The organism is Micromonospora humida, assembly GCF_016901255.1.
In the GTDB taxonomy this organism is placed as follows: Bacteria; Actinomycetota; Actinomycetes; order Mycobacteriales; family Micromonosporaceae; genus Micromonospora; species Micromonospora wenchangensis.
The window spans coordinates 174,195-195,584 of record NZ_JAFEUC010000016.1 but is presented as its reverse complement, the minus strand read 5'-3'; the positions used below and the strand labels follow the sequence as shown (position 1 = coordinate 195,584).

Sequence of the window (21,390 nt, the reverse complement as noted above, 5' to 3'; positions counted from 1 at the left end):
CCGGTCACGGTCGGGTGGACCCCGACCCGTCCGGAGCGGGTGGGGCACCGGGCAGCCGGGCCAGCACCGGGACGAGCGGTTCGAGGGCGTCCCGGCGTACCACGAAGCGGGTGACACCCCAGCGACGCCGGTGGGCCGCGACCGCCGCGACGATCTCGTCCACCGTGCCGATCAGCACGAACGGGGTGGCCAGCAGTTCGGTGACGGTCAGACCGATCCGTTCGGCCTGCTCGGCGGCGGCGGCCCCGGCGTCGTCGGTGACCACGACCGTCTGCACCAGCGCCTCCAGCGCGGGCGGGGTGTCCCGGCCGGCCGCCCCGGCGGCCACGTGCGCGAGCTGCGCCTCGATCTGGTCGATCCGCCAACGCGCCTCGTGCCGGTGGCCGTCGGCGAGGGTACGCCCGAAACCGGTCAACCCGACCACGTCGGCGTGCGCGCCGGCCCAACGCAGCAGCGTCGAGTTGGCGGTGCCCATGGTCAACGGGATGCGGTCCTGCACCGGCCGGGGCGAGGTCAGCCGGGCCTCCCGCGCCACCAGGTCGGGGGAGTCGACCGTCACCGGGGAGCCGTCGAGCAGGGCGCGGACCGCCTCGGCGACGGCCACGCAGCGGCGTACCCGACCGGCGACGTCGGGGCGTACCCGGCCGACGGCGGCCCACTCGGCGGGGGTGTGGCCGGCGCCGACACCGAGCCGGGCCCGTCCACCGGAGACCAGGTCGAGGGTGGCCACGTCGGCGGCGAGCAGGATCGGTTCCCGCACCCCCAGATTCGACACGTACGAGCCGAGCCCGATCGTGCCGGTCACCGACGCGGCGGCGGCGAGCGCGACGAACGGGGACGTCACGTCGCCCGGGTGGTCGGCGGCGAGCAGGGCGTCGAAGCCGACCGACTCCGCCCGGCGGGCGAGGTCGACCCAGCCCGCCGCGTCGGTCGGGGTGGCCTGGAGCGAGAAGACGGTCACCGGCCCAGCTTCGCCGTCGCGGGTCGTCCCGGCCATCCCGCAGGCCCGGATTCTGCCAACCGGAGAATCGCCCGCCGCCCTCGCCTCGGGGTCCGCCGGGGCCGGCGCGCAACCGTCGGCGCGGGGGCGTGGAATCCGGCGGCCCGGCTCACCAGTCCGGTGGTGGGGTCACCCCGAGCAGTGCCGTGGTGTCGCCGGCCCGCTGGCCGAGCGCGTCGAGGGCGGCGGTGAGGGTGCGTTCCTCGTAGCGGAAGTGCGAGGCGAGGATCGCGGACAGGCCCTCCAGCTCGACGCGTACCCGGTCGACGGCCGCGGGGTCGTCCGTCGGTGGAGCGGTGACCAGCGCCTCGATCCGGCGGACGATCCAGTCGACCATGCGGTGGTCCCGGCTGAGCTTGTCGAGCACCGGCCGCAGCTCGGGCGCCTCGTCGGCGAGCACCCGGAACGCACCGGCGTCCTCGCCGGTGTGGTGCCGGGTGAGCGCCGAGCAGAAGCTGAGGCAGTGGGTACGCAGACCGCGTAAACGTTCCGCGCCGGGTGACCCGTCGGGACCGGCGGCGAGGCCGGCCCGGAGCTGGTCGAGCTCGTCGAGCAGCCAGAGATGGATCTCTACCAGTTGGTGGCCGAGCGCGGTCAGGCGGTCGGCGGAGGTGGAATCGGGGTGCACAGGTGTCCCTGCTGTCCGGCGCCGCCGTGCCCTCGGCGGTCTGTGTGCCGGGTACACCGCGACGCTGACGACGATTCTACGGCCCCCCCGGCGTCGGCGCGGCCCACACCTGACGGGCCGGGTGCGGCCCGTCGTCAGGGTCGGCGCAGCCCTGCCATGAGCAGGTCGAGCAGGCGGCCGGCGAGGTCCCGTTGCTCCGGCCCCTGCGCCGCAAGCGACATCCCGCCCAGCCCGGCCAGCACGTCCCCCGGGTCGACGTCCGGGCGGATCGTGCCGGCGGCGACACCGGCCGCGAGCAGCCGGGTCAGCGCGGCGACCAGCAGGTCCCGGCTCTGCGCGTACGGGTTGGTGCCGGCGGCGATCACCAGGCGCAGGGCGTCGGCCATGCCCTGCTTGGTGGCGAGGTAGTCGACGAAGCGGTCCATCCAGGCCCGGGTCGCCTCGGCGGGCGGTAGGCGGGTCAGCAGCTCGTCGGCGGCGTCGCAGAGTTTGGCCAGCTCGTTGCGGTAGGCGGCCTCCACCAGCGCCTCCCGGGTGGGGAAGTGCCGGTAGAGGGTGCCGATGCCGACCCCGGCCTCCCGGGCGATCGACTCCAGGGTCACCTCCGGCCCCTGCCGGGAGAACGCCCGGACGGCGGTGTCGAGCAGTCGCTGACGGTTGCGCAGCGCGTCGGCGCGCAGCGGCCGGGCACCGGGCTGCGGCGCGCCGCCGCTCGGGCCGGTCTGCCCCGTGTGATGGCTCGGTCGGGTCTGCGGCGTGTCACGGCTCGGCCGGGTCTGCGGCGCGTCGCCGCCGGGGCTGGTGGGCGGCACGTCGCCTCCTGACATCGGGTGCGGTGGGATCACCGCACGGGTGCGTGCCGGCGGCCGTCGGCCGCCCCGTTGCGGGGTGACGACGGCGACCCGGACCGGACCGGCCCGGCGACCGGTTGGCAACCGGAGGAACCTCCGGTTAGTCTCGGAGACCGTAACGGAGGGCCCTCCACTTCTCATCGTACCGGCCGGGCCGCCCGGCCCGCGCCGCACCGACAAGGACGGATCATGACCACCGACACACCGGTCCACACCCCCTTCGACGCCCGCACCACCGCCCTGGAGGTGGTCCGCGACGTCGACCTCACCGGTCGACGCGCCGTGGTCACCGGCGGCGCCTCGGGCATCGGCGTGGAGACCGCCCGCGCCCTCGCCGCCGCCGGAGCCGACGTCACCCTGGCCGTACGCGACCTCGACGCCGGTCGGCGCGCCGCGACGGACATCACCGACAGCACCGGCAACGACCGGCTGCTGGTCGCCCCGCTCGACCTCGCCGACCGGGCGTCGGTGGCCGCCTTCGTGGCCACCTGGGACGGGCCGCTGCACCTGCTGGTGAACAACGCCGGCATCATGGCCTCGCCCGAACGGCGTACCCCCGAGGGCTGGGAGTTGCAGTTCGCCACCAACCACCTCGGGCACTTCGCCCTCGCCACCGGGCTGCACCGCGCCCTCGCCGCCGCCGAGGGGGCCCGCGTCGTCGCGGTCAGCTCCGCGGCGCACCTGCGCTCCCCGGTGGTCTTCGACGACATCCACTTCCGGCAGCGCCCGTACGACCCGTGGGAAGCGTACGGGCAGTCGAAGACCGCGAACGTGCTGTTCGCCGTCGAGGCGACCCGGCGCTGGGCCGACGACGGCATCGTCAGCAACGCGCTGATGCCCGGCGCGATCCACACCAACCTCCAGCGGTACGTCAGCGCCGAGGAACTGGAGCGGATGCGGGCCGCCAGCGGGGGCGGCGCGGCCACCTGGAAGACCGTCGAGCAGGGTGCCGCCACCTCGGTGCTGGTCGCCACCTCGCCGCTGCTCGACGGGATCGGCGGCCGGTACTTCGAGGACTGCCAGCAGGCCGCCCCGAACCAGCCCGGCACCCGCACCGGCGTCGCCGCGTACGCCCTCGACCCGGCCGCCGCCGAGCGGCTCTGGACGGTCTCCGAGCAGACCCTGCGCGGCTGAGCCGCCGGGAGGTGCCGTGCCGGCGTGCCCGGCGATCCCGTGACGACGAAGGGCGCCCCGGTCGACCGACCGGGGCGCCCTCGCGCAGGCGGGTGTTACAGGCCCAGCTCGGCCTCGAAGTTGCCGCCCTCCAGCCGCTCCTTGACCGCGACCAGGAACCGGGCCGCGTCGGCGCCGTCGATCAGCCGGTGGTCGTAGGACAGGGCCAGGTAGACCATCGACCGGACCGCGATGACCTCGCCCAGGTCCGGGTCGTTGACGACGACGGGACGCTTCACCACGGCACCCGTGCCGAGCATCGCCGACTGGGGCGACGGCACGATCGGGGTGTCGAACAGCGCGCCCCGGCTGCCGGTGTTGGTCAGCGTGAAGGTCGCCCCGGCGATCTCGTCCGGGCTGATCTTGTTGGTCCGGGTGCGCTCGGCCAGGTCGGCGACGCGCTTGGCGATGCCGCCCAGGTTGAGGTCACCGGCGTTGTGGATGACCGGCGTCAGCAGGCCCCGCTCGGTGTCCACCGCGATGCCGAGGTTCTCGGCGTCCGGGTAGGTGATGGTGCCCGCGTCGAGGTCCATCCGGGCGTTCACGATCGGGTACGTCTGCAGGGCCTCGATGGCGGCCAGCGCGAAGAACGGCAGGAACGACAGCTTCACGCCGTGCCGCTGCTGGAACGAGTCCTTCGCCTGCGCCCGCAGCTTGGCGATCCGGGTGACGTCCACCTCGATCACCGTGGTGAGCTGCGCCATCTCGTGCAGCGACTCCTGCAGGCGGTTGGCGATGGCCTTGCGGATGCGGGTCAGCTTCTCGGTGGTGCCCCGCTTGCCGCTCGGCTGCGGCTTCGCCGCCGATGCGGCCGGGGTCGCCGCGGCGGCCGGCTGCGCGGCGGGGGCCGGAGCCGCCTTGGCCGCCTTCGCCTTCTCCGCCGCCTCCAGCACGTCCTGCTTGCGGATCCGGCCACCCACGCCGGTGCCGTTGACCGACGCCAGGTCGACACCGTGCTCGCCGGCCAGCTTGCGGACCAGCGGGGTCACGTAACCGGGGGCGTCGCCGCCACCCTGGGCGGGCGCGGCCGGTGCCGCCGGGGCGGCCGGCTGGGCGGCCCGCTCGGCCTGCACCGGCTGGGCCGCCGACTCGGCCTCGGCGGCCGGCTCGCTGTAGCCCGCGCCCGGCGTCGGCTCGGTGACCTGCGGCTCCGGCTTCGCCTCGGCCTTGGGCTGCTCCGCCTTCGGGGCCTGCGCCTTCGGGGCCGGCTCCGGCTCCGGCTTCGACTCGGCCGGGGCCGCGCCCGCCGCGCCGATGATCGCCAGGTCTGCGCCGACGGCGGCGGTCTCGTCCTCGGGGACCTTGATCTCCAGGACGGTGCCGGCGACGGGCGACGGGATCTCGGTGTCGACCTTGTCGGTGGAGACCTCCAGCAGCGGCTCGTCGACCTCGACGGTCTCGCCGACCTGCTTGAGCCAGCGGGTGACCGTACCCTCGGTGACGCTCTCGCCCAGGGCCGGCATCTTCACCGGGGTGCCCTCGCCCGACGACGCCGGGGCGGCCTGCGCCGCCGGCTGCTCCCGGGCCGGCTCGTCCTGCTCCGGCTCCGGGCCGGTGCCCTCGGCGGCGGCCGTCGGCTCGGGGGCCGGCGCGGCCTGCTCCTGCCCGTCGGCCTCACCGTCGGCCTGCGGGGCGTCCCCGCCGGCCGACTCGCCCTCACCCGAGATGACGGCCAGCTCGCTGCCCACCTCGGCGGTCTCGTCCTCGCCGACCACGATCCGGCTCAGCACCCCCGCGGCGGGGGAGGGGATCTCGGTGTCGACCTTGTCGGTGGAGACCTCCAGCAGCGGCTCGTCGACCTCGACGGTCTCGCCCTCCTGCTTGAGCCAGCGGGTGACGGTGCCCTCGGTGACGCTCTCGCCGAGCCGAGGCATGGTGACCGATACCGGCATGTTCTGAAACTCCTTCGTGGCCTGGTGCGATCCTCGCCCGCTTGCCGCCGGCGTCGCGGAATGAGTGTGGGTCAGGCGTGCGCGTGCAGCGGCTTGCCGGCCAGGGCCAGGTGCGCCTCGCCCAGCGCCTCGTTCTGGGTCGGGTGGGCGTGCACGAGCTGCGCCACCTCCGCCGGGTAGGCCTCCCAGTTGTAGATGAGCTGCGCCTCGCCGATCAGCTCACCGACCCGGGCACCGACCATGTGGACGCCGACCACCGGGCCGTCCTCGACCCGGACCAGCTTCACGAAACCGGCGGTCTTGAGGATCTGGCTCTTGCCGTTGCCGCCGAGGTTGTAGTTGTAGACCTTGACCTTGTCGCCGTACTGCTCCTTGGCCTTCGCCTCGGTCAGGCCCACCGACGCGAGCTCCGGGTCGGAGTAGGTGACGCGCGGGATGCCGGCCTCGTCGATCACGGCCGGGTTCAGGCCGGCGATCTCCTCGGCGACGAAGATGCCCTGGGCGAAACCCCGGTGGGCGAGCTGGAGGCCGGGCACGATGTCGCCGACCGCGTAGACGTTGGGTACGCCGGTGCGCAGCCGCTCGTCGGTCAGCACGTACCCCCGGTCGAGCTTGACGCCCTGCTCGGCGTAGCCGAGGTCGGCGGTGTTCGGGCCCCGGCCGACGGCGACCAGCAGCAGCTCGGCTTCGACGGTCTCGCCGCCGGCGATGGTCAGCTTGACGCCCTTCTCGGTCTTCTCGACCTTCTCGAACGGCTTGCCGACCTTGAAGTTGATCTTCCGCTTGCGGAACGCCCGCTCCAGCGCCTTCGACGACTCCTCGTCCTCGGCGGCCACCAGCCGGGGCAGCGCCTCGACGATGGTGACGTCCACCCCGAAGGACTTCCACACGCTGGCGAACTCGACGCCGATCACGCCGCCACCCAGCACGATCACCGACGCCGGCACCCGGTCCAGGGTCAGCGCGTGGTCGCTGGTGATGATCCGCTCGCCGTCGACCTCCAGGCCAGGCAGGCTCTTCGCGTACGAGCCGGAGGCCAGGATCACGTTGCGGCCGGTGTACCGCTTGCCGTCGACCTCGACGACGTTCGGGCCGACCAGCCGGCCGTGGCCCTCGACGACGGTGATCGCCTTGTTGCCCTTGATCATCCCCTGGAGGCCCTTGTAGAGGCGGGCGATCACCCCGTCCTTGTACGAGTTGACCCCGGCCATGTCGATGCCGACCAGCTCGGCCTTGACGCCGAACTGCGCCGACTCGCGGGTCTGGTCGGCGATCTCCGCCGCGTGCAGCAGCGCCTTGGTCGGGATGCAGCCGTTGTGCAGGCAGGTGCCGCCGAGCTTGCCCTTCTCGATCAGCGCGACGGAGAGGTCAAGCTGGGCGGCACGCAGCGCCGCCGCGTAGCCGCCGCTGCCACCTCCGAGAATGACGATGTCGAAGGTTGCGTCGTTCGGCTCGCTCACGTCCAACTCCCTGGTCGCTTCGCTGCATCGGGGGGTCACGGTGGGGCGCCACGGGCAGACCCCACCTCGGTCATCTTGTCACTAGCGCGTCCGCAGCGCGTACCGAGGTGCCCAACGACACGTCCCCGACACGTACTCTTGGCACCGGTTCCCGACGACGGACGGGGGAGAGGAGTGCCCGGTGGCGCTGTTCCGGCGACGCAAACCGCCGACCCCGGCCAACCGTGACCGGCCGGCCGACCGGGCCGACCTGGATCACCTGGCCAACTTCGCCCGCACCCGCCGGGGGGTCGAGGCGTTCGTCGAACCCCGGACCACGATGACCGACACCACCGTCATCATGATCGCCGACGACGGCGAGTGGACCCGGCGACGCATCGACGGCCCGGACGCCGCCCGTCGTTTCGCCCATGCCCTGGGCATCCCGATCTACGACGTCCGGTTGATGGGCTACCCGCAGCGGATGCGCGACTACAACGAACGCCGCAAGCGCCGCCCCGAGCGGTACTGACGGCGACCCCGGGCCCGACGACCCGGGAAACACGGACGGGACGCCCGCAGGCGTCCCGTCGTCGTGTCGCGAATCCGTCAGCCGTTGGCGGCGACGTCCTCGACCAGCTGCACCAGGGTACGCACCGGCACGCCCGTGCCGCCCTTGGTCCAGTAGCCGGTCGGCTCCCCCGAGTGGTAGCCGGGACCGGCGATGTCGATGTGCGCCCAGGCCACGTCGTCGGTGACGAACTCGCGCAGGAACACCCCGCCCTGCAACATGTGGCCGGCCCGGTCCATGCCCGCGTTGACCTGCGAGATGTCCGCGACGTCGGAATCCATGCCCTTGCGGACGTCGTCCGGCAGCGGCATCGGCCAGGCCGGCTCGCCGACCGTGTCACCGGCCACCTTCACCCGCTCGCACAGCTCGGGGGTGCCCATCACCCCGGAGATCCGCTTGCCCAGCGCGATCACCTGCCCGCCGGTGAGGGTGGACGTCTCGAACAGGTAGTCGGTGCCGTCGGCGCAGGCGCGGGCCATCGCGTCGCCGAGGATCATCCGGCCCTCGGCGTCGGTGTTGAGCACCTCGACCCGCTTGCCGTTGAACATGGTGACCACGTCACCCGGCCGGTAGCTGGTGCCCGACGGCATGTTCTCCGCCATCGGCAGGTAACCGGTCACCGCCACGGCCGGCTTGAGCGCCGCGATCGCCAGCATCGCCGCGCCGACCGCCGCCGCGCCGGCCATGTCGGACTTCATCTCCCACATGCCCTGTGCCGGCTTGATCGAGATGCCGCCGGTGTCGAAGGTGATGCCCTTGCCGACCAGCGCCACCCGCTTGCCGTTCGTCTGGCCCTGGGGGGTCCAGGTCAGCTTGACCAGCCGCGGCGGGGCCTCCGAGCCCTGCCCGACGGCGGTGATCCCGCCGTACCCGCCGGCCCGCAGCTGCTCCTCGTCGAGCACCTCGACGTCGAGCCCGGCGGCCCGGGCGGCGGTGGCGACGGCCTCGGCGAAGGCCGGCGGACGCAGCTCGTTCGGCGCGGTGTTGACCCAGTCGCGGCTGGTACGCACCGCGCCGGCCACGGCGGTGGCCCGGTCGACCTCGGCCCGCGCGGTCGCGTCGGCGGCGTCCGGCACGGCGATCAGCACCTCGGCCACCGGCTCCCGCCGGGACGGCTGCGGCTTGGTCTTGTAACCGGCGAACCGGTAGCCGCCGAGCAGCGCCCCCTCGGCCACCGCGCGCAGCGCGGCCGGGGCGTCGGCGTCGTCGGGCAGCGGCAGGCTCAGCGCCACCCGGGGTGCCCCGGCCAGCGCCCGGACCGCCGCGCCGGCGGCCCGGCGCAGGGTCTCCGGGGCGGGGGCGGCACCGGTCGGCTCCGGACCCAACCCGACCGCCACGACCAGCGGGGCGGTGACCGTGCCCAGCGTGGCCACCTTGATCACCTCACCGGGGCCACCGGTCGCGCCGAGCAGGGTCAGCGTCGCGGTCAGCTTGCCGTCGAAGGCGGCGGCGATGCTCTCCGCGCCGTCGGCGAGCAGCAGGGTGCCGGCGGGACCGCTCGTGGCGTCCGGGCCGGTGGTCTGGCTGTGCACGCCGATCACGATCGCGTCGACCGCGAGCTCGGCGGGGTCGGTGTCGACCAGGCTGAGGGTGGTGCTGGACGATGTCACTGAAGCTACTCCGGGCGGGCCGGGCCGGCCGCGGCGTCGCGTACCGGCGGTGATGGTCTCCGGCGGCAACCTACCCGCCGGAGCGCGGGTGCGTCCCGCCGAAGTGCCGACGGGTCCCGCCGATGCTAACCAGCGGGACACCCGGCGGTAAGTTGCCACCCATGACGGACGTGACCTCCGACGCCGCCGCGACCCGGCTGCGCCGTTCCCCGCTGCACGCGCGACACACCGCGCTCGGTGCCAAGTTCGCCCCCTTCGGGGGCTGGGAGATGCCCCTGGAGTACGCGGGCGGCGGCGTGCTCAGGGAACACGCGGCGGTCCGCACGGCGGTCGGGGTCTTCGACGTCTCGCACCTGGGCAAGGCGCGGGTCACCGGCCCCGGCGCCGCCCGGTTCGTCAACTCCTGCCTGACCAACGACCTGGACCGGATCGGGGCGGGCCGGGCGCAGTACACGCTGTGCTGCGACGACGCCACCGGCGGGGTGGTCGACGACATCATCGCCTACCGGTACGCCGACGACCACGTCTTCCTCATCCCCAACGCGGCGAACACCGCCGAGGTGGTCCGCCGGCTGCGCGCCGCCGCCCCGGCCGACGTCGAGGTCAGCGACGAGCACGACCGGTACGCCGTGCTGGCCGTGCAGGGCCCCCGCTCGGCCGAACTGCTCGACGCGTTGGACCTGCCCACCGGGCACGAGTACATGAGCTTCTCCCCGGCGACGCTGGCCGGGGCCGAACTGACCGTCTGCCGTACCGGCTACACCGGTGAGCTGGGCTACGAGCTGGTGGTGCCGGCCGACCACGCCGTCGCCGTCTGGGACGCGTTGTTCGCCGCCGGGGAGCGGGTCGAGCTGCGGGCCTGCGGGCTGGGCGCCCGGGACACCCTGCGCACCGAGATGGGCTACCCGCTGCACGGGCAGGACCTCTCCCTGGACATCACCCCCGTGCAGGGGCGCTCCGGCTGGGCCGTGGGCTGGGACAAGCCGGCCTTCTGGGGCCGCGACGCCCTGCGCGCCGAGAAGGCCGCCGGCCCCCGCCGGACGCTGCGCGGCCTGGAGGCCGTCGACCGGGCCATCCCACGTGCCGGAATGACCGTGTACGCCGGTGACGCCCCGGTCGGCACGGTCACCAGCGGCACCTTCAGCCCCACCCGCAAGCAGGGCATCGCCCTCGCCCTGCTGGACACCACCCCGAAACTCGCCGACGGCGACCTCGTCGAGGTCGACATCCGGGGCCGCCGCGCCCAGATGCGGGTCACCCGTCCCCCCTTCGTCACCCCCTCCGTCCGCTGACCCCACCCCCGTCGCCCCGGCCCGGCCCTCCGGTTCGCCCCGGCTTGGTTCGCCCGGGTGATCAAGAAGTTTGCGTCATCCCGCCCCTGGATTTCTGACGCAAACCTCTTGATCACCGGGGTGGGTGAGTGCCCCGGGGTGGGTGAGTGCCCGGGGGTGGGGGAGTGCCCGGGAGTGCCCGAGGGCGGGGTCAGTGGGTGGGGTGGGGGCGTTCGCCGGCGTCGAGGACGGCCTGGGTCCAGCCGCCCTCGATGACACCGGTGCCGTCCAGGACCGCCCAGTCGACGACCTCGGTGACCGCCACCACGACCGGGGAACCGATCCGCACGCTGGGGTCGGTGTTGGCGTCGCTGGCGCTGGCCCCGACGATCCGCTCCGGGGCGTCCCACGAGCTGACCCCGGCCCACACGTACTCGGGGCCGTCGTCGCCGGGCAGGCCGTACTTGACCACCAGTTGCGCCTCCGGCGGCAGCCCGTCGGCGAGGAACCGGGCCCGGATGTCGTCCAGCCCGGCGCGGGCGGTGGCGACGGCCCGGCTCATCGCGTCGCCGGACCGGGCGTACCGGACGTCCGGCTCGATGCCGGAGAACAGGGTCGCGCAGGCCGCCGCGAAGTAGCGGCCGTCCGGGCCGGGATGACCGGGCGGCGGGCGCAGGCTCAGGAACGAGTCGGCGTCCGGGTCGGTCGCCGGGTCCAGCTCCAACCGCAACAGCACCGGGGCCGTCGCGCCGTGCTGCTCCGGATTGCCGTACGCCACCGCGATGTCGTGCCCGGTCACCGTGGCCAGCACCGGTAGCTGCACGAACGCCGGCACCTCCTCGCCGGCCAGCCCGTCGGTCCAGTCCCGCAGCAGCCGGCGGGCGGCACCGGTCAGCACCGCGCCCCAGGCCCGGGTGAGATGGTCGGGCACCCCCTGGGTCTGCAACTCCAGCAGCCCGAAGCGGCGCAGCCCCTTGGTGGTGAACCACAGCCCCTCGGTGTCCGAGGAGTACGGCACGAGCACCCAGTCGACCAGCCGGATGCGGCCCTGCGCGTCCGGCAGCGACTTCAACGCCGTCGCCGGGTCGAGGAACTGCAACCCGAACACGTCCACCACGTCACCGCCGACGGACTCGGCCACCGCGGCGGCCACCGCGCGGGCCGCCCACTCGTGCGCCGGTGGCCAACCCGGCCGGTACTCGGCCTGCACCACCACCAGGTGACTGGCGGCGGCGAGCCGGCTCAGCTGGGCCTCGGTCGCGCCGAACGCGGTGAGCAGGTCCGGCGGCAGTTGCGGGAACTCGTCGATCGACCGGGTGTCCACCGACATCAGCGGACTGTCCAGCATCTGCGTGGCCAGGCCGTACACCGGGTCGGCGAGGCGGCCGGCGAGACCCCGTACCGCCGTTTTCGGGCTCACCGGTGGCAACCCCGCCACCGGTACCAGGTAGGTCGCGCTGAGCGACTCCGGGACCGGTACGGGCAGGAAGTCGTCCGTGATGAGCAAGTCGTCCCCCGGAAGGCCGTGCCGGTGCTGTCGGGGCAAACGCTACCCGGCGCGCCGCGTCGTCCTCAGCCGGACAGCACCAAGCCCAGGTAGACCAGCGTGGTCACCACCTCCACGACGGCCCCCAGCACGTCGCCGGTGATGCCGCCGAGCCGGCGTACCAGATGGCGCAGCAGGCCGGTGGCGACGGCGAGCGCGGCGAGCACGGCCAGCGGCCCCTGCCACGGCCGGCCCGGCACGGCCGGCACCGCCACCAGCGCGACGGCGACCGCGCCGACGACCGGCGCGACCGGCGCGACCGTCCCGGCGACCAGCGCGCCCAGCCCGTCGGGGCGGGCGGCCGGCACCCCCCGGCGGCAGGCCAGGGTCACCCCGAGCCGGCCGGCGGCGGTACCGGCCAGCACCGCCGCGAGCACCGCCGGCCAGGACCGTCCGGCCAGCTCGGCCAGCGTCGCGGTCTGCAGCAGCAGGACGACCACCAGCGCGACCACGCCGAACGGGCCGACGTCCGGCTTCTTCATGATCTCCAGTGCGGCCGTGCCCCGCCGGTAGGAACCCAGCGCGTCCACGGTGTCGGCCAGCCCGTCCAGGTGCAGCCCCCGGGTGAGCAGGGCCGCCGCCGCGACGGTCACCCCGGCGGCCACCAGGGGCGGGGCGAGCGCGGCCAGACCGAGCAGCAGCGCGCCCAGCACCACCCCGAGCAGCAGCCCGACCAGGGGAGCGAGCGCCATCGCGGTACCCGCCGTCGCCCGGTCGATCCGGCCGGCCCGGACCGGGACGGTGGTGAGGGTGGTCAGCGCCAGCCGGAGCCCGTCGCCGCGCCCCGACTCAGCCGGCACGCCGGCCGGACGGGTCGGGCTCCGGCCCGGTGTCGGTGGGTGCGGTGGTGGTCGGCCCCGGACCGGCCGGCGTCGGCTCGGCGAACTCCGGGATGACGTCGGGCTGCGCCGCCTCGTCCCCGGCGGCCCCCGGCGCTGAGGGTTCCGGCGCGGCGGGCTCCGGCTCGGCGTCGGGGGTGGTCGCGGCGGCACCGGTGGCCTCGTCGTCGGGGCCGCCGTGGTGCGGGTGCACCGGCAGCGACCCGGCCAGCGCCAGCACCGAGCGCAGCAGCGGCAGGGCGGCCAGCGCGTTCGCCCCCTCGCCCAGGTCGAGCCGCAGGTCCAGCAGCGGGGTGAGGCCGAGCACGTCGGCGGCGAGCCGCACCGCCGGGTGACCGCCGTGGTCGACCAGCAGGCACCAGTGCCGGGCCTGACCGGCCAGATCCCGGGCGACCATGCCGGCGGCCAGCCCGACCGGCCCGTCGAGCAGCACCGGCACCCGGCGGGCGGTCGCCCCGAGCAGCACGCCGCAGGCCACCGCCACGTCACCGCCGCCCAGCTCGGCCAGGATGTCCTTGGCGTCGCGGGGGGAGCGGCGGGTGCGGTGCAGCGCGTCGCGGACCGTCGCGCACCGCACCATCCAGGCCGCGTCGTCGATCTCGCCGTCGGCGGTGTGCACCCGGCCGAGCACCGTCGGGGCCTCCGCGCCGGCCGTCGCGACCAGCACCGCCGCGGCGGCGGCCTCCGCGCCCGCGCCGCACGCCCCCAGCACCAGCAGCCGTACGCCCGCCTCGGCGGCCTCCTCGGCCAACCGCCAGCCGTAGCGCAGCGCCGACTCGACGGTGTCGGCGTCCAGCGCCGGCCCGTGCTCGATCGGCGCGGCCGGCGGGGCGTCCACCACCTGCAGGCCGGCCCCGTTCTCGGCGGCCAGCCGGGCCAGCGCCCCCCGGCCGGCGCGGGCCTGCCGGGCCAGCCGGGTCGACTCCCCGACCGGTGCCCCGGCCGCCACGCCACCGGCGTGGTCGCCGTGCAGCAGCAGCACCCGGACGTCCGTCCACGGCGTCGGGGTGGAGGTGCCCTGGGTGGCGGCGGCGAACTCGACCACCCGTTCCAGCACACCCAGCCCGGCCCCCGGCAGGTCCAGGGTGCCGAGGCGCTGCACCGCCTGCGGGCCGGCGTACTCGTCGGGCATCGGCAGTTCCATGCCGGGCTGGATGACCAGCCCGGTGGCGACCACCGGCAGCGCCATGGTCGGCGTGGTCCAGGTCGTGCCGGCCGGGGTCTGCGGGGCCGGCGGCACGGTGGGGGTGAGCACCTCCGGCAGCGGCCCGTCGGCCGGGACCGTGGCGACGGCGGCCGGGGCGCTGCCGTCCAGCCCGTCTGCCGGGGCGGCGGCCCGGGTGGGTACGCCGGCCGGCGGGACCGGTGCCGACGGCTTCAGCCAGGCCGGCTGGCCGGCGACCACCAGCGCGACCGCGTCGCAGGCGTCCGCGACGGCCCGGTTGGCGGCGCCCAGCGCGTCGGCGAACGCCCGCCCCAGCGGGGTGGTCGGCACCAACGACAGCCCCACCTCCGGGCTGACCAGCACGATCCGTGCCTCGCTGGCGCGTACGGCGTCGGCCAGTTCGGTGATGGTGGCGACGTCGTCGGCCGGTTGGTGGGCCGGGTCGAGCAGCACGGTCACCCAACCGCCCAGGTCGTCCACGAGCAGCGTCTCGTTCGGCCCGGCCGAGGCGAGCACGTCGGCCAGCCGGCGCGGGTCCTCGGCGGTCTCCTCGGTGGTCCAGCTACCCGGCCGGCGGGCCCGGTGGGCGGCCAGCCGGGCGGCCCACTCGGTGTCGTCCGGGTCGGCGGCGGCCGAGGTCGCCACATAGCGCACCGTGGGCGCGTCGGCCACCAGGGACTCGGCGAACTCCGACTTGCCCGAACGGATACCGCCGAGCACCAGGACCGTGTTCCACCCCTCAACCGACATGCCCGTACCTTAAAGCCGCCCGACCCGGCCCCGCCCGCCGGCCCGGACCCGTCACGCTGGGCGGAACCCGGGTGCGGGGACGTGCGTGCGGTGCGTGGCGGTGCCGGCCGACTACGCTTGCGGGGGTCCGTCCCCCGGGGACGGTTGAGCGGCGAGGGGAGACGCGGCATGGCGTGGAGCTGGCGGTACGAGGGCACGGACGGCGCAGCGGTCGACGGGCCGGCGGAGACGTTCAGCAGCCAGGCGGACGCCGAGTCCTGGATCGGGCAGACCTGGCGGGAGCTCGCGTCGTCCGGCGTCACCGCGGTCACGCTCGTCGAGGACGACCGGGTCGACTACCGGATGAGCCTGCTGCCGACGGCGGAGTGATGGCGGGCGACCGCCCGGGGGGCGAGCCGCTGGTGCTCGGTGTGCCCCGGGCGGCGTTCCGGCCCAGCCCGGTCTTCCTCGCCCTGGTCGCGCTCTTCGTCACCAGTGGCGTGCTCACCTGGAACGGGGTGGGCAACGTCCGGTTCGACGTGTTCCTCTTCGTCGTCTCCGGCTGGCTGGTCTCGCTGTGCCTGCACGAGTACGCGCACGCCGTGGTCGCCTACCGGGCCGGCGACCGGGACATCGCCCACCGGGGCTACCTGACGTTGAACCCGCTGAAGTACACCCACCCGCTGCTGTCGATCGTGCTGCCGGTGGTGGTGGTGCTGCTCGGCGGCATCGGCCTGCCCGGCGGGGCGGTCTGGGTGGACCGGCACGCCATCCCCGGCCGGCTGCGGCACACCCTGGTCAGCCTCGCCGGCCCGGCCACCAACGTGCTGTTCACCCTGCTGCTGGTGGTGGTGCTGCGGGTGGGCCTCGACGCGGGCGGCCCGGTCGAGTTCTGGGCCGGGGTGGCGCTGCTGGGGTTCCTCCAGCTCACCGCGAGCGTGCTGAACCTGCTGCCGGTGCCCGGCCTGGACGGCGGCAACATGATCCAGCCGTGGCTGAGCCCGCAGTACCGCCGGATGTACGACATCTTCGCGCCGTTCGGGTTCATCCTGCTGTTCGCGCTGCTGTGGAACCCGCGCATCGGCGGCTGGTTCTTCAGCGCCGTGTTCTGGCTCAGCGACCTGCTGGGGCTGCCGCCGTGGCTCTACGGCACCGCGTTGTCCCTGATCCGCTTCTGGCAGAGCTGACCGCACCCCACCCCGAACCGACCGGGGGTGGGGTGCGGCCGGTGCCGGTCAGGGCCGCTTGGCCGGGCTCTCCGTCTTGCCCGGGTCGCGCTCGGTGACCGGGGCGACGATGTCGTCGATGGCCTTGAGCAGGTCGGCCTCCAGGGTCACCCCGGCGGCCTTGACGTTGTCGTGCACCTGGTCCGGGCGGGACGCGCCGATGATCGCCGAGGCGACGTTGGGGTTCTGCAACACCCAGGCGACGGCGAGCTGCGGCATGGTCAGCCCCGCCTGCTCGGCGAGCGGCTTGAGCTGCTGCACCCGGGTCAGCACCTCGTCATTGAGCCACTGGGCGATGAAGTTCGCCCCGGACTTCTCGTCGGTGGCGCGGGAACCGGCGGGCGGCGGCTGGCCCGGCAGGTACTTGCCGGACAGCACGCCCTGCGCCATCGGCGACCAGACGATCTGCGAGATGCCCAGCTCCTCGCTGGCGGGCACCACCTCGGCCTCGATGACCCGCCACAGCATCGAGTACTGCGGCTGGTTGGACACCAGCGGGATGCGCAGCTCCCGGGCGAGGGCGTGCGCCTCACGCAGCTGTGACGCCTTCCACTCCGAGACGCCGATGTAGTGCGCCTTGCCGGCGTGCACGACGTCGGCGAACGCCTCCATCGTCTCCTCCAGCGGCGTGCTGTAGTCGTACCGGTGGGCCTGGTAGAGGTCCACGTAGTCGGTCTGCAGGCGACGCAGCGAGCCGTTGATCGACTCCATGATGTGCTTGCGGGACAGGCCCCGGTCGTTGCGGCCGGGACCGGTCGGCCAGAAGACCTTCGTGAAGATCTCCAGCCCCTCCCGGCGCTCCCCGGCCAGCGCCTTGCCGAGCACCGTCTCGGCCCGCGTGCCGGCATAGACGTCGGCGGTGTCGAAGGTGGTGATGCCGGTGTCCAGGGCGGCCCGGACACACGCCAGCGCCGCCTCCTCCTCGACCTGCGAACCGTGGGTGATCCAGTTGCCGTACGAGATCTCACTGACCATGAGGCCCGAGCGGCCAAGGTGTCGGAATTCCATGCTCCGACCCTAGCCTCGTCCGGTGCCGGGCACCCGCCGGCGCAACCGGCGTCAGAGCACGGGGTGGGCGTCGGCGAGCAGCCGGTCGATCTCCGCCACCACCGTGTCCCAGTCGGGGTGCACCGGGGGGATCAGCGGTTCGCCCCGCCGGTCCAGCGCTCCCCAGTGGTTCATCCCGTCGCCGACGAGGAACGCCACCGGGTGCACCACCAGCGCCGGGTGCACCGGCCGGACCAGCACGGCACCGGTGCGGTCGAGCACCCCACGCCGGCCGGCCAGCTCCACCACGGCCAGCCCCTCGTCGGTGAACCCGTCGAGCCGACGACCGTCGGACAGCGTCGTGTCGATCCCGTGGTAACGCGGCGGGACGACCAGTCGACCGTGCCGGTCCACCGCCCCCCAGCCGCCCCGGCGCACCGCCGCCACCCCGGCCCGGAACGGCCTGACCTCCTCGAACCCCGCCGGCACCACCACCGTCCCGTCCGGCTCGATCGCCGACCAGTCCGCGTCGCCACCCTGCGACACCCAGGCCAGGCCGTCGGAGAAGGCCAGCACCCGGGCGTACGCGGGACCGAGCAGGGTGCCGCCCGTCTCGTCGATCAGCTCCCACCCGGCCTGGTCGGGGCGGCGTACCCAGGCCATCCGCTCGTGGAACGGCTGCGCCTCGACGTACCGGTAGTCGACGACCAGCTCACCGTCGGTGTCGGCGTACCCCCAGCGACCCCGGCCGTCGTGGGTGGGGCGCGGGGACCGGCGGCCGTGCCGCACCTCGTCCCGACTACGCGGGTACGGCCCGAAGCCGCCCCGGGCCGCCGCGCGGGCGTGCACCGCGTCCAGGCACACCGCGATCCGGTCGGTCAGCTCCGCGTCCTCGGCCCGGTACAGGTCCAGGGCCCGTTCGAAGTGTCCACATGCCTCGATCAACCGGCCCTGGTCGTAGCAGGACCGGCCGGCGTGCTCGTGCAGCGCCGAGCGCAGCCGGTCCGGCAGTTCCGTCGAGTTGGCCTCGGTGAACAGCCGGTCGGCCTCGGTGAACTCGCCCTTCCACCGCAGCGCCTCGGCCAGCCGCGCCCGGGCCAGCGCGGTACGCCGCAGCTCACCGGTCGCCTCCGCGTAGGTCAGCGCGAGCCGGCCGTCGGCCACCGCGTCGTCCAGGTCGTCGACCAGCCGGGACAGCACCGCCCGCAGACTGAGCAGCCGGGCGCGGGCCCGGTTGTCCAGGGCCGAGGCGAGCTTCTCGGTCAACCGGCGGCGGATGCCGCGTAGCTCCGCCGGGTCGTCGACCACCTCGCGCAGGGTCTCCGGGTCCAACCGCCACCGGTAGCCGGCGAGCACCTGCTCCGGGTCGGCCTGCCGGACGGTCGTCGCGGCGGCGTCCCCGGCCGCCGGGGTGCCCGCGTTCGGGCCCGCAGCGGTGGCCAGGTCCCCGTGCTGCGTGGTGCTGACGTGGTCCCCGTTGGCCCCCTGTTCCGTGGTGCCGGCCCGGTCCGCGCCTGCCGGCCGGTCCGCGAGGGTGGCCTGGTCGTCGGGTGCGGTCCGGTCCGGGGCGGTGGTCCGGTCGGTGCCTGTTGGGCGGTCCGTGGTGCCGGCCCGGTCCCCGGTCGCCAGCGGGTCGGTGGCGGTGGGTCGGTCCGGGGTCGCCGGCCGTTGCGCGGTCACGGCCGGGCTCACCGGGACGGCCCGGTCCGGCGACGCGGGTCCGTGCGGGTCGCCGACCGGCACCGGGGCCGCCGGATCGCCACCGCCCGTCCCGGCGCCGTCCGGCCCGGTGGCGACGGGCACGGTGCTGTCCGGTCCGGTGTCGACCGGATCGGTGACGGTGTTGCCGGTGGCGGGTGCGGGGGACACCGGGGCGGCGCGGTCGGGGACGACCGCCGGGACGGCGTGGTCGCCGGCCGGGTCGCGGCCGGTGGTGGCGACCGGAGTGGACTCCGGCGTCGCGGAAGGACCACTCCCGGCGGTTCGGCGGGTGTCGTCGACCGGATCGGGGGCGTCGGGCAGGGCGTCGGGGGTCGTCGGGACGGGATGCCCGGTACCGGGCTGCCGGGTGGCGGCTCCGACGTCTGCCGAGCCGCCGTGCACGGGGTGCGCCTCGGTTGCGGCGGAGGCCCGGACAGCGGGGTCGGCGGGGCCGTCGACCGGGGTGGTCGACCGGCCCGGGTCGCCGGTGGTGGGTGGGGGCGGGCCCGGGTCGGTGGGGTGCGACGGGGGTGCCGGCGAGCGGGGCACGGGAACGTCCGTGCCACCGGTCGGTGCCCCGTCGGGCGTGGCCGGGCGGCCGGGCGTGGCCGGGTCCGGCGCGGCACCGCCCGTCGGCCGGCCGGCCGCCGTCGTGCCGTCGGGCGGGGTGGCCGGCGTGGGGGTCGACCGGCCGGGCCGGAACCAGGCCGTCGAGCCTCCCGACGTGGTCGGGGCGGTGCTGACGGGACGGCCGATGCCGCCGGACTCCGGTGCCGGCGGAACGTACCGACGGGGCCGGTCGGGGGTGATCTCCAGGGCGGGCCGGTCGGTGGCGGCTGCCGCCGGTGGGCGTCCGGCGGTGCCCGGGTCGGTCGGCCGTTCGGTCCCGGTGGTGGGTGCGGCGGAGGAGCGCCGGAAGCCATCCGGGTCGGTCGGCCGGTCGGTCCCGGGTGCGGTCGGGGAGTGTCCGGCGGGCCGGTCGACCGGTGGCGCGTTCTCCGACGGCCGGCGGAACTCGACGTGCAACCTGGCGGCCGGCGGCGCGGAGACCGGGGCGGCCTGGTCCGGGGCGGGGATGGGCGGCCGGCCGACGGCGTGACGCCTGCGGGTGGGCAGCTCGGTGGGGGACGCGGGGGCGTCCGGTGGTAGGGCGGTCGGCCGGCTGGCCGTCGGTGCCGGTGCATCGGCGTCACCCGGCCGGGCGTCGGCCGGCGGTGGGGGAGGACCGGGCCGGGGACCCCAGGGACCGGTCGCGGGCCGGCCCGCCGTGGTCGTGCCGGGTGGCGACGACACCGGAGCCGACGACACCGGAGCCGGTGACACCGGGAGGCCGGAGACCGGTGCCCCGGACACCGGACGGCCGGGCGGTGGGCCGAGGGGCGGCACGACGCCGCCGGGACGGGTGTCGCCGGGCTGCCCCGGCGCGGTCCAGGCCGCCGGACGGTCCTCGTGGCGGGTGGGTGGCTCGTGCCGGGTGGGGTACGCCGGCCGCCCGTCGCGGCCGTGGTCCGGTTCCCGTGTCGGGCGGGGCCCGGTGCCGGTACGACCCCACGGCTCGCGGTACGGCTCGTCCTGCGGACGCAGGTCGGGGTACGCCACCTGGCGGGCCGCCGGCTCGTACGGCTGAGCCGGCCGACGCTCGTCGTGGCCACGCGGATGCCGCCACCGCTCCTCGGGGATGGCCGGCGTCGTGCCCGGGGCGTCGTGGCGCGGCGGGCGGCCGGGCGGGGTGTCGTCGCGCGGGCGGACCGGCGGGGTGTCGTGGAGCGGGCGCTGCCACCGGTCCACGTGCCCGTGCGCGGCGGGCCGCCGGTCGGCGTCCCGACGGGGCGGGTCGTCCTCCCGGAACCGGGCCGGCAGGTCCCCGCCCGGTGCAGGTCCGCCCGGGTACGGGTCGTACCGGTCGGGGGCGCGGTGGAGCGGCTCGTCGTCGCCCCGGCGACCGGGCCCGGCGGTGGGGCGTTCGCTGGTGGTGCGCCGCCGGGGCGGGCCCTCGTCGGGTTCGCGCCGCCGGTCCGGCCCGGTGAACCGGTCGGGATGGTCGCGGGGCGGCTCGTGGCGGGGCGCGGGGGACACGGGTGGGCCGCCGGGGGAGACCGGCGTGATCCCGGGGGCGCTGCGCTCCTGCCGGGGCGGACTGTCGTACCGGTCGGTGTCGGCCCGGTCGCGGTGCCAACCGGTCGGTGCCGGTTCGGCGCCGCCCCGCCGACGGTCCGACCAGCTGACCCGGTCGGCCGGCCGGTCGTCGTGCCGTTCGGCTGCGGGCTGCCGGCGTTCCCGCTGCCAGACCGGCTCGTCCGACGGCCGCCGGTACGCCTCGTCGGTGGGCCCCCGGTACGTCTCGTCGGCCAGCCGGCGGTACGGGTCGTGGGCGTGCCGCTCGTCGCCGGGGCCGTCCCGGCGGGGCGGCCCGTCGTCCAGGTCGGACCAGGACCGGCCGAGGTACGTGCCGTCGGAGCGGGTCGGGGCGAGCGGGGGCACCTCGGCGCGGCCGGTGGCGGTGACCCGCCCCCGGGGGTCGGCGTACTGGGAGCCGAGGTCGCCGGGATAGCGCTGCCCGGGGAACTGCGGGTGCCACTCGCTGGTCGGCTCGATCACCCAGGACGGTTCCGCGGGGGCGTCCCAACGGTCGGACCAGCCCGTCACCGGGGGGCTCCGGGTCCACGCGTGCGGCGCGGCCCGATGCCCGGCTCGCGTCGCTCGCTCACGGCGGTGTCACCTCGTTGCAAATTGTCGTGCAGGGCGCCCCGGGATGCCGGTAG

General features: G+C 75.5%; 16 protein-coding genes. 5 read left to right on the top strand and 11 right to left on the bottom strand.

Annotated elements, in window-relative coordinates; translation table 11 throughout:
• Positions 1-4 precede the first annotated feature (4 nt).
• The 3 genes from JQX11_RS27695 to JQX11_RS27685 all read right to left on the bottom strand — a co-directional run bounded on the left by JQX11_RS27695 (position 5) and on the right by JQX11_RS27685 (position 2,440).
• Positions 5-961, bottom strand: a complete 957-nt coding sequence (locus tag JQX11_RS27695; RefSeq protein WP_204927867.1) for an LLM class flavin-dependent oxidoreductase — start codon at positions 959-961, stop codon at positions 5-7.
• Between the two features lie 148 nt (positions 962-1,109).
• Complete coding sequence (locus JQX11_RS27690; protein WP_204927866.1) at positions 1,110-1,628, bottom strand: hemerythrin domain-containing protein; 519 nt, start codon at positions 1,626-1,628, stop codon at positions 1,110-1,112.
• Positions 1,629-1,762: 134 nt separating this feature from the next.
• Positions 1,763-2,440, bottom strand: coding sequence for a TetR/AcrR family transcriptional regulator (locus JQX11_RS27685; protein ID WP_307826375.1), 678 nt, complete (start codon positions 2,438-2,440; stop codon positions 1,763-1,765).
• A gap of 228 nt (positions 2,441-2,668) precedes the next feature.
• On the opposite strand from JQX11_RS27685, the gene JQX11_RS27680 reads away from it, so the two are divergent.
• Complete coding sequence (locus JQX11_RS27680; RefSeq protein WP_204927864.1) at positions 2,669-3,613, top strand: SDR family NAD(P)-dependent oxidoreductase; 945 nt, start codon at positions 2,669-2,671, stop codon at positions 3,611-3,613.
• A 95-nt stretch (positions 3,614-3,708) separates the two neighbouring features.
• On the opposite strand, the gene sucB is transcribed toward JQX11_RS27680, so the two are convergent.
• Both sucB and lpdA read right to left on the bottom strand, forming a co-directional pair.
• The gene (gene sucB, locus JQX11_RS27675) at positions 3,709-5,544 is read right to left on the bottom strand and encodes a 2-oxoglutarate dehydrogenase, E2 component, dihydrolipoamide succinyltransferase (RefSeq protein ID WP_204927863.1); all 1,836 of its coding nucleotides are present in this window, start codon (positions 5,542-5,544) and stop codon (positions 3,709-3,711) included.
• Positions 5,545-5,615: 71 nt separating this feature from the next.
• Positions 5,616-7,043 (bottom strand): dihydrolipoyl dehydrogenase, encoded by a 1,428-nt coding sequence (lpdA, locus tag JQX11_RS27670; RefSeq protein WP_204927862.1) that lies wholly within the window; start codon positions 7,041-7,043, stop codon positions 5,616-5,618.
• A 142-nt stretch (positions 7,044-7,185) separates the two neighbouring features.
• On the opposite strand from lpdA, the gene JQX11_RS27665 reads away from it, so the two are divergent.
• A complete protein-coding gene (locus JQX11_RS27665) occupies positions 7,186-7,515 on the top strand; it encodes a hypothetical protein (RefSeq protein WP_204927861.1) in 330 nt (109 codons plus the stop codon).
• A 77-nt stretch (positions 7,516-7,592) separates the two neighbouring features.
• Here the strand turns inward: JQX11_RS27665 and JQX11_RS27660 are convergent, their stop codons facing one another.
• Positions 7,593-9,164, bottom strand: a complete 1,572-nt coding sequence (locus JQX11_RS27660) for a leucyl aminopeptidase (RefSeq protein WP_204927860.1) — start codon at positions 9,162-9,164, stop codon at positions 7,593-7,595.
• Between the two features lie 161 nt (positions 9,165-9,325).
• On the opposite strand from JQX11_RS27660, the gene gcvT reads away from it, so the two are divergent.
• Entirely contained in the window at positions 9,326-10,456 is a 1,131-nt protein-coding gene (gene gcvT, locus JQX11_RS27655) for a glycine cleavage system aminomethyltransferase GcvT (protein ID WP_204927859.1), read from the top strand.
• 190 nt (positions 10,457-10,646) lie between these two features.
• Here gcvT and JQX11_RS27650 read toward each other — a convergent pair whose 3' ends face one another.
• From JQX11_RS27650 to JQX11_RS27640, 3 genes are all read right to left on the bottom strand, one after another.
• Entirely contained in the window at positions 10,647-11,942 is a 1,296-nt protein-coding gene (locus JQX11_RS27650; RefSeq protein WP_204927858.1) for a DUF2314 domain-containing protein, read from the bottom strand.
• Between the two features lie 65 nt (positions 11,943-12,007).
• Entirely contained in the window at positions 12,008-12,781 is a 774-nt protein-coding gene (cobS, locus tag JQX11_RS27645) for an adenosylcobinamide-GDP ribazoletransferase (protein WP_204927857.1), read from the bottom strand.
• Entirely contained in the window at positions 12,771-14,735 is a 1,965-nt protein-coding gene (locus JQX11_RS27640) for a bifunctional adenosylcobinamide kinase/adenosylcobinamide-phosphate guanylyltransferase (protein ID WP_204927856.1), read from the bottom strand. The genes cobS and JQX11_RS27640 overlap by 11 nt, the downstream gene beginning before the upstream one ends.
• Positions 14,736-14,903: 168 nt before the next feature.
• Between JQX11_RS27640 and JQX11_RS27635 the strand changes: the two genes are divergently transcribed.
• Both JQX11_RS27635 and JQX11_RS27630 read left to right on the top strand, forming a co-directional pair.
• A complete protein-coding gene (locus tag JQX11_RS27635) occupies positions 14,904-15,104 on the top strand; it encodes a hypothetical protein (RefSeq protein WP_088644650.1) in 201 nt (66 codons plus the stop codon).
• On the top strand, positions 15,104-15,901 hold the full coding sequence (locus JQX11_RS27630) for a site-2 protease family protein (RefSeq protein WP_204927855.1): 798 nt from the start codon (positions 15,104-15,106) through the stop codon (positions 15,899-15,901). Before JQX11_RS27635 ends, JQX11_RS27630 begins: the two co-directional genes overlap by 1 nt.
• Before the next feature lie 48 nt (positions 15,902-15,949).
• Here JQX11_RS27630 and JQX11_RS27625 read toward each other — a convergent pair whose 3' ends face one another.
• Both JQX11_RS27625 and JQX11_RS32785 read right to left on the bottom strand, forming a co-directional pair.
• Positions 15,950-16,948 (bottom strand): aldo/keto reductase family protein, encoded by a 999-nt coding sequence (locus tag JQX11_RS27625; RefSeq protein WP_204927854.1) that lies wholly within the window; start codon positions 16,946-16,948, stop codon positions 15,950-15,952.
• Between the two features lie 51 nt (positions 16,949-16,999).
• Positions 17,000-21,274 (bottom strand): WG repeat-containing protein, encoded by a 4,275-nt coding sequence (locus JQX11_RS32785; protein ID WP_307826374.1) that lies wholly within the window; start codon positions 21,272-21,274, stop codon positions 17,000-17,002.
• Positions 21,275-21,390: the final 116 nt, after the last annotated feature.

Coding starts and splice junctions, on each gene's coding strand:
- JQX11_RS27640 (WP_204927856.1), bottom strand. CDS start 14,735: ATGTCGGTTGAGGGGTGGAACACGGTCCTGGTGCTCGGCGGTATCCGT.
- gcvT (WP_204927859.1), top strand. CDS start 9,326: ATGACGGACGTGACCTCCGACGCCGCCGCGACCCGGCTGCGCCGTTCC.
- sucB (WP_204927863.1), bottom strand. CDS start 5,544: ATGCCGGTATCGGTCACCATGCCTCGGCTCGGCGAGAGCGTCACCGAG.
- JQX11_RS27625 (WP_204927854.1), bottom strand. CDS start 16,948: ATGGAATTCCGACACCTTGGCCGCTCGGGCCTCATGGTCAGTGAGATC.
- JQX11_RS27680 (WP_204927864.1), top strand. CDS start 2,669: ATGACCACCGACACACCGGTCCACACCCCCTTCGACGCCCGCACCACC.
- JQX11_RS27630 (WP_204927855.1), top strand. CDS start 15,104: ATGGCGGGCGACCGCCCGGGGGGCGAGCCGCTGGTGCTCGGTGTGCCC.
- JQX11_RS27635 (WP_088644650.1), top strand. CDS start 14,904: ATGGCGTGGAGCTGGCGGTACGAGGGCACGGACGGCGCAGCGGTCGAC.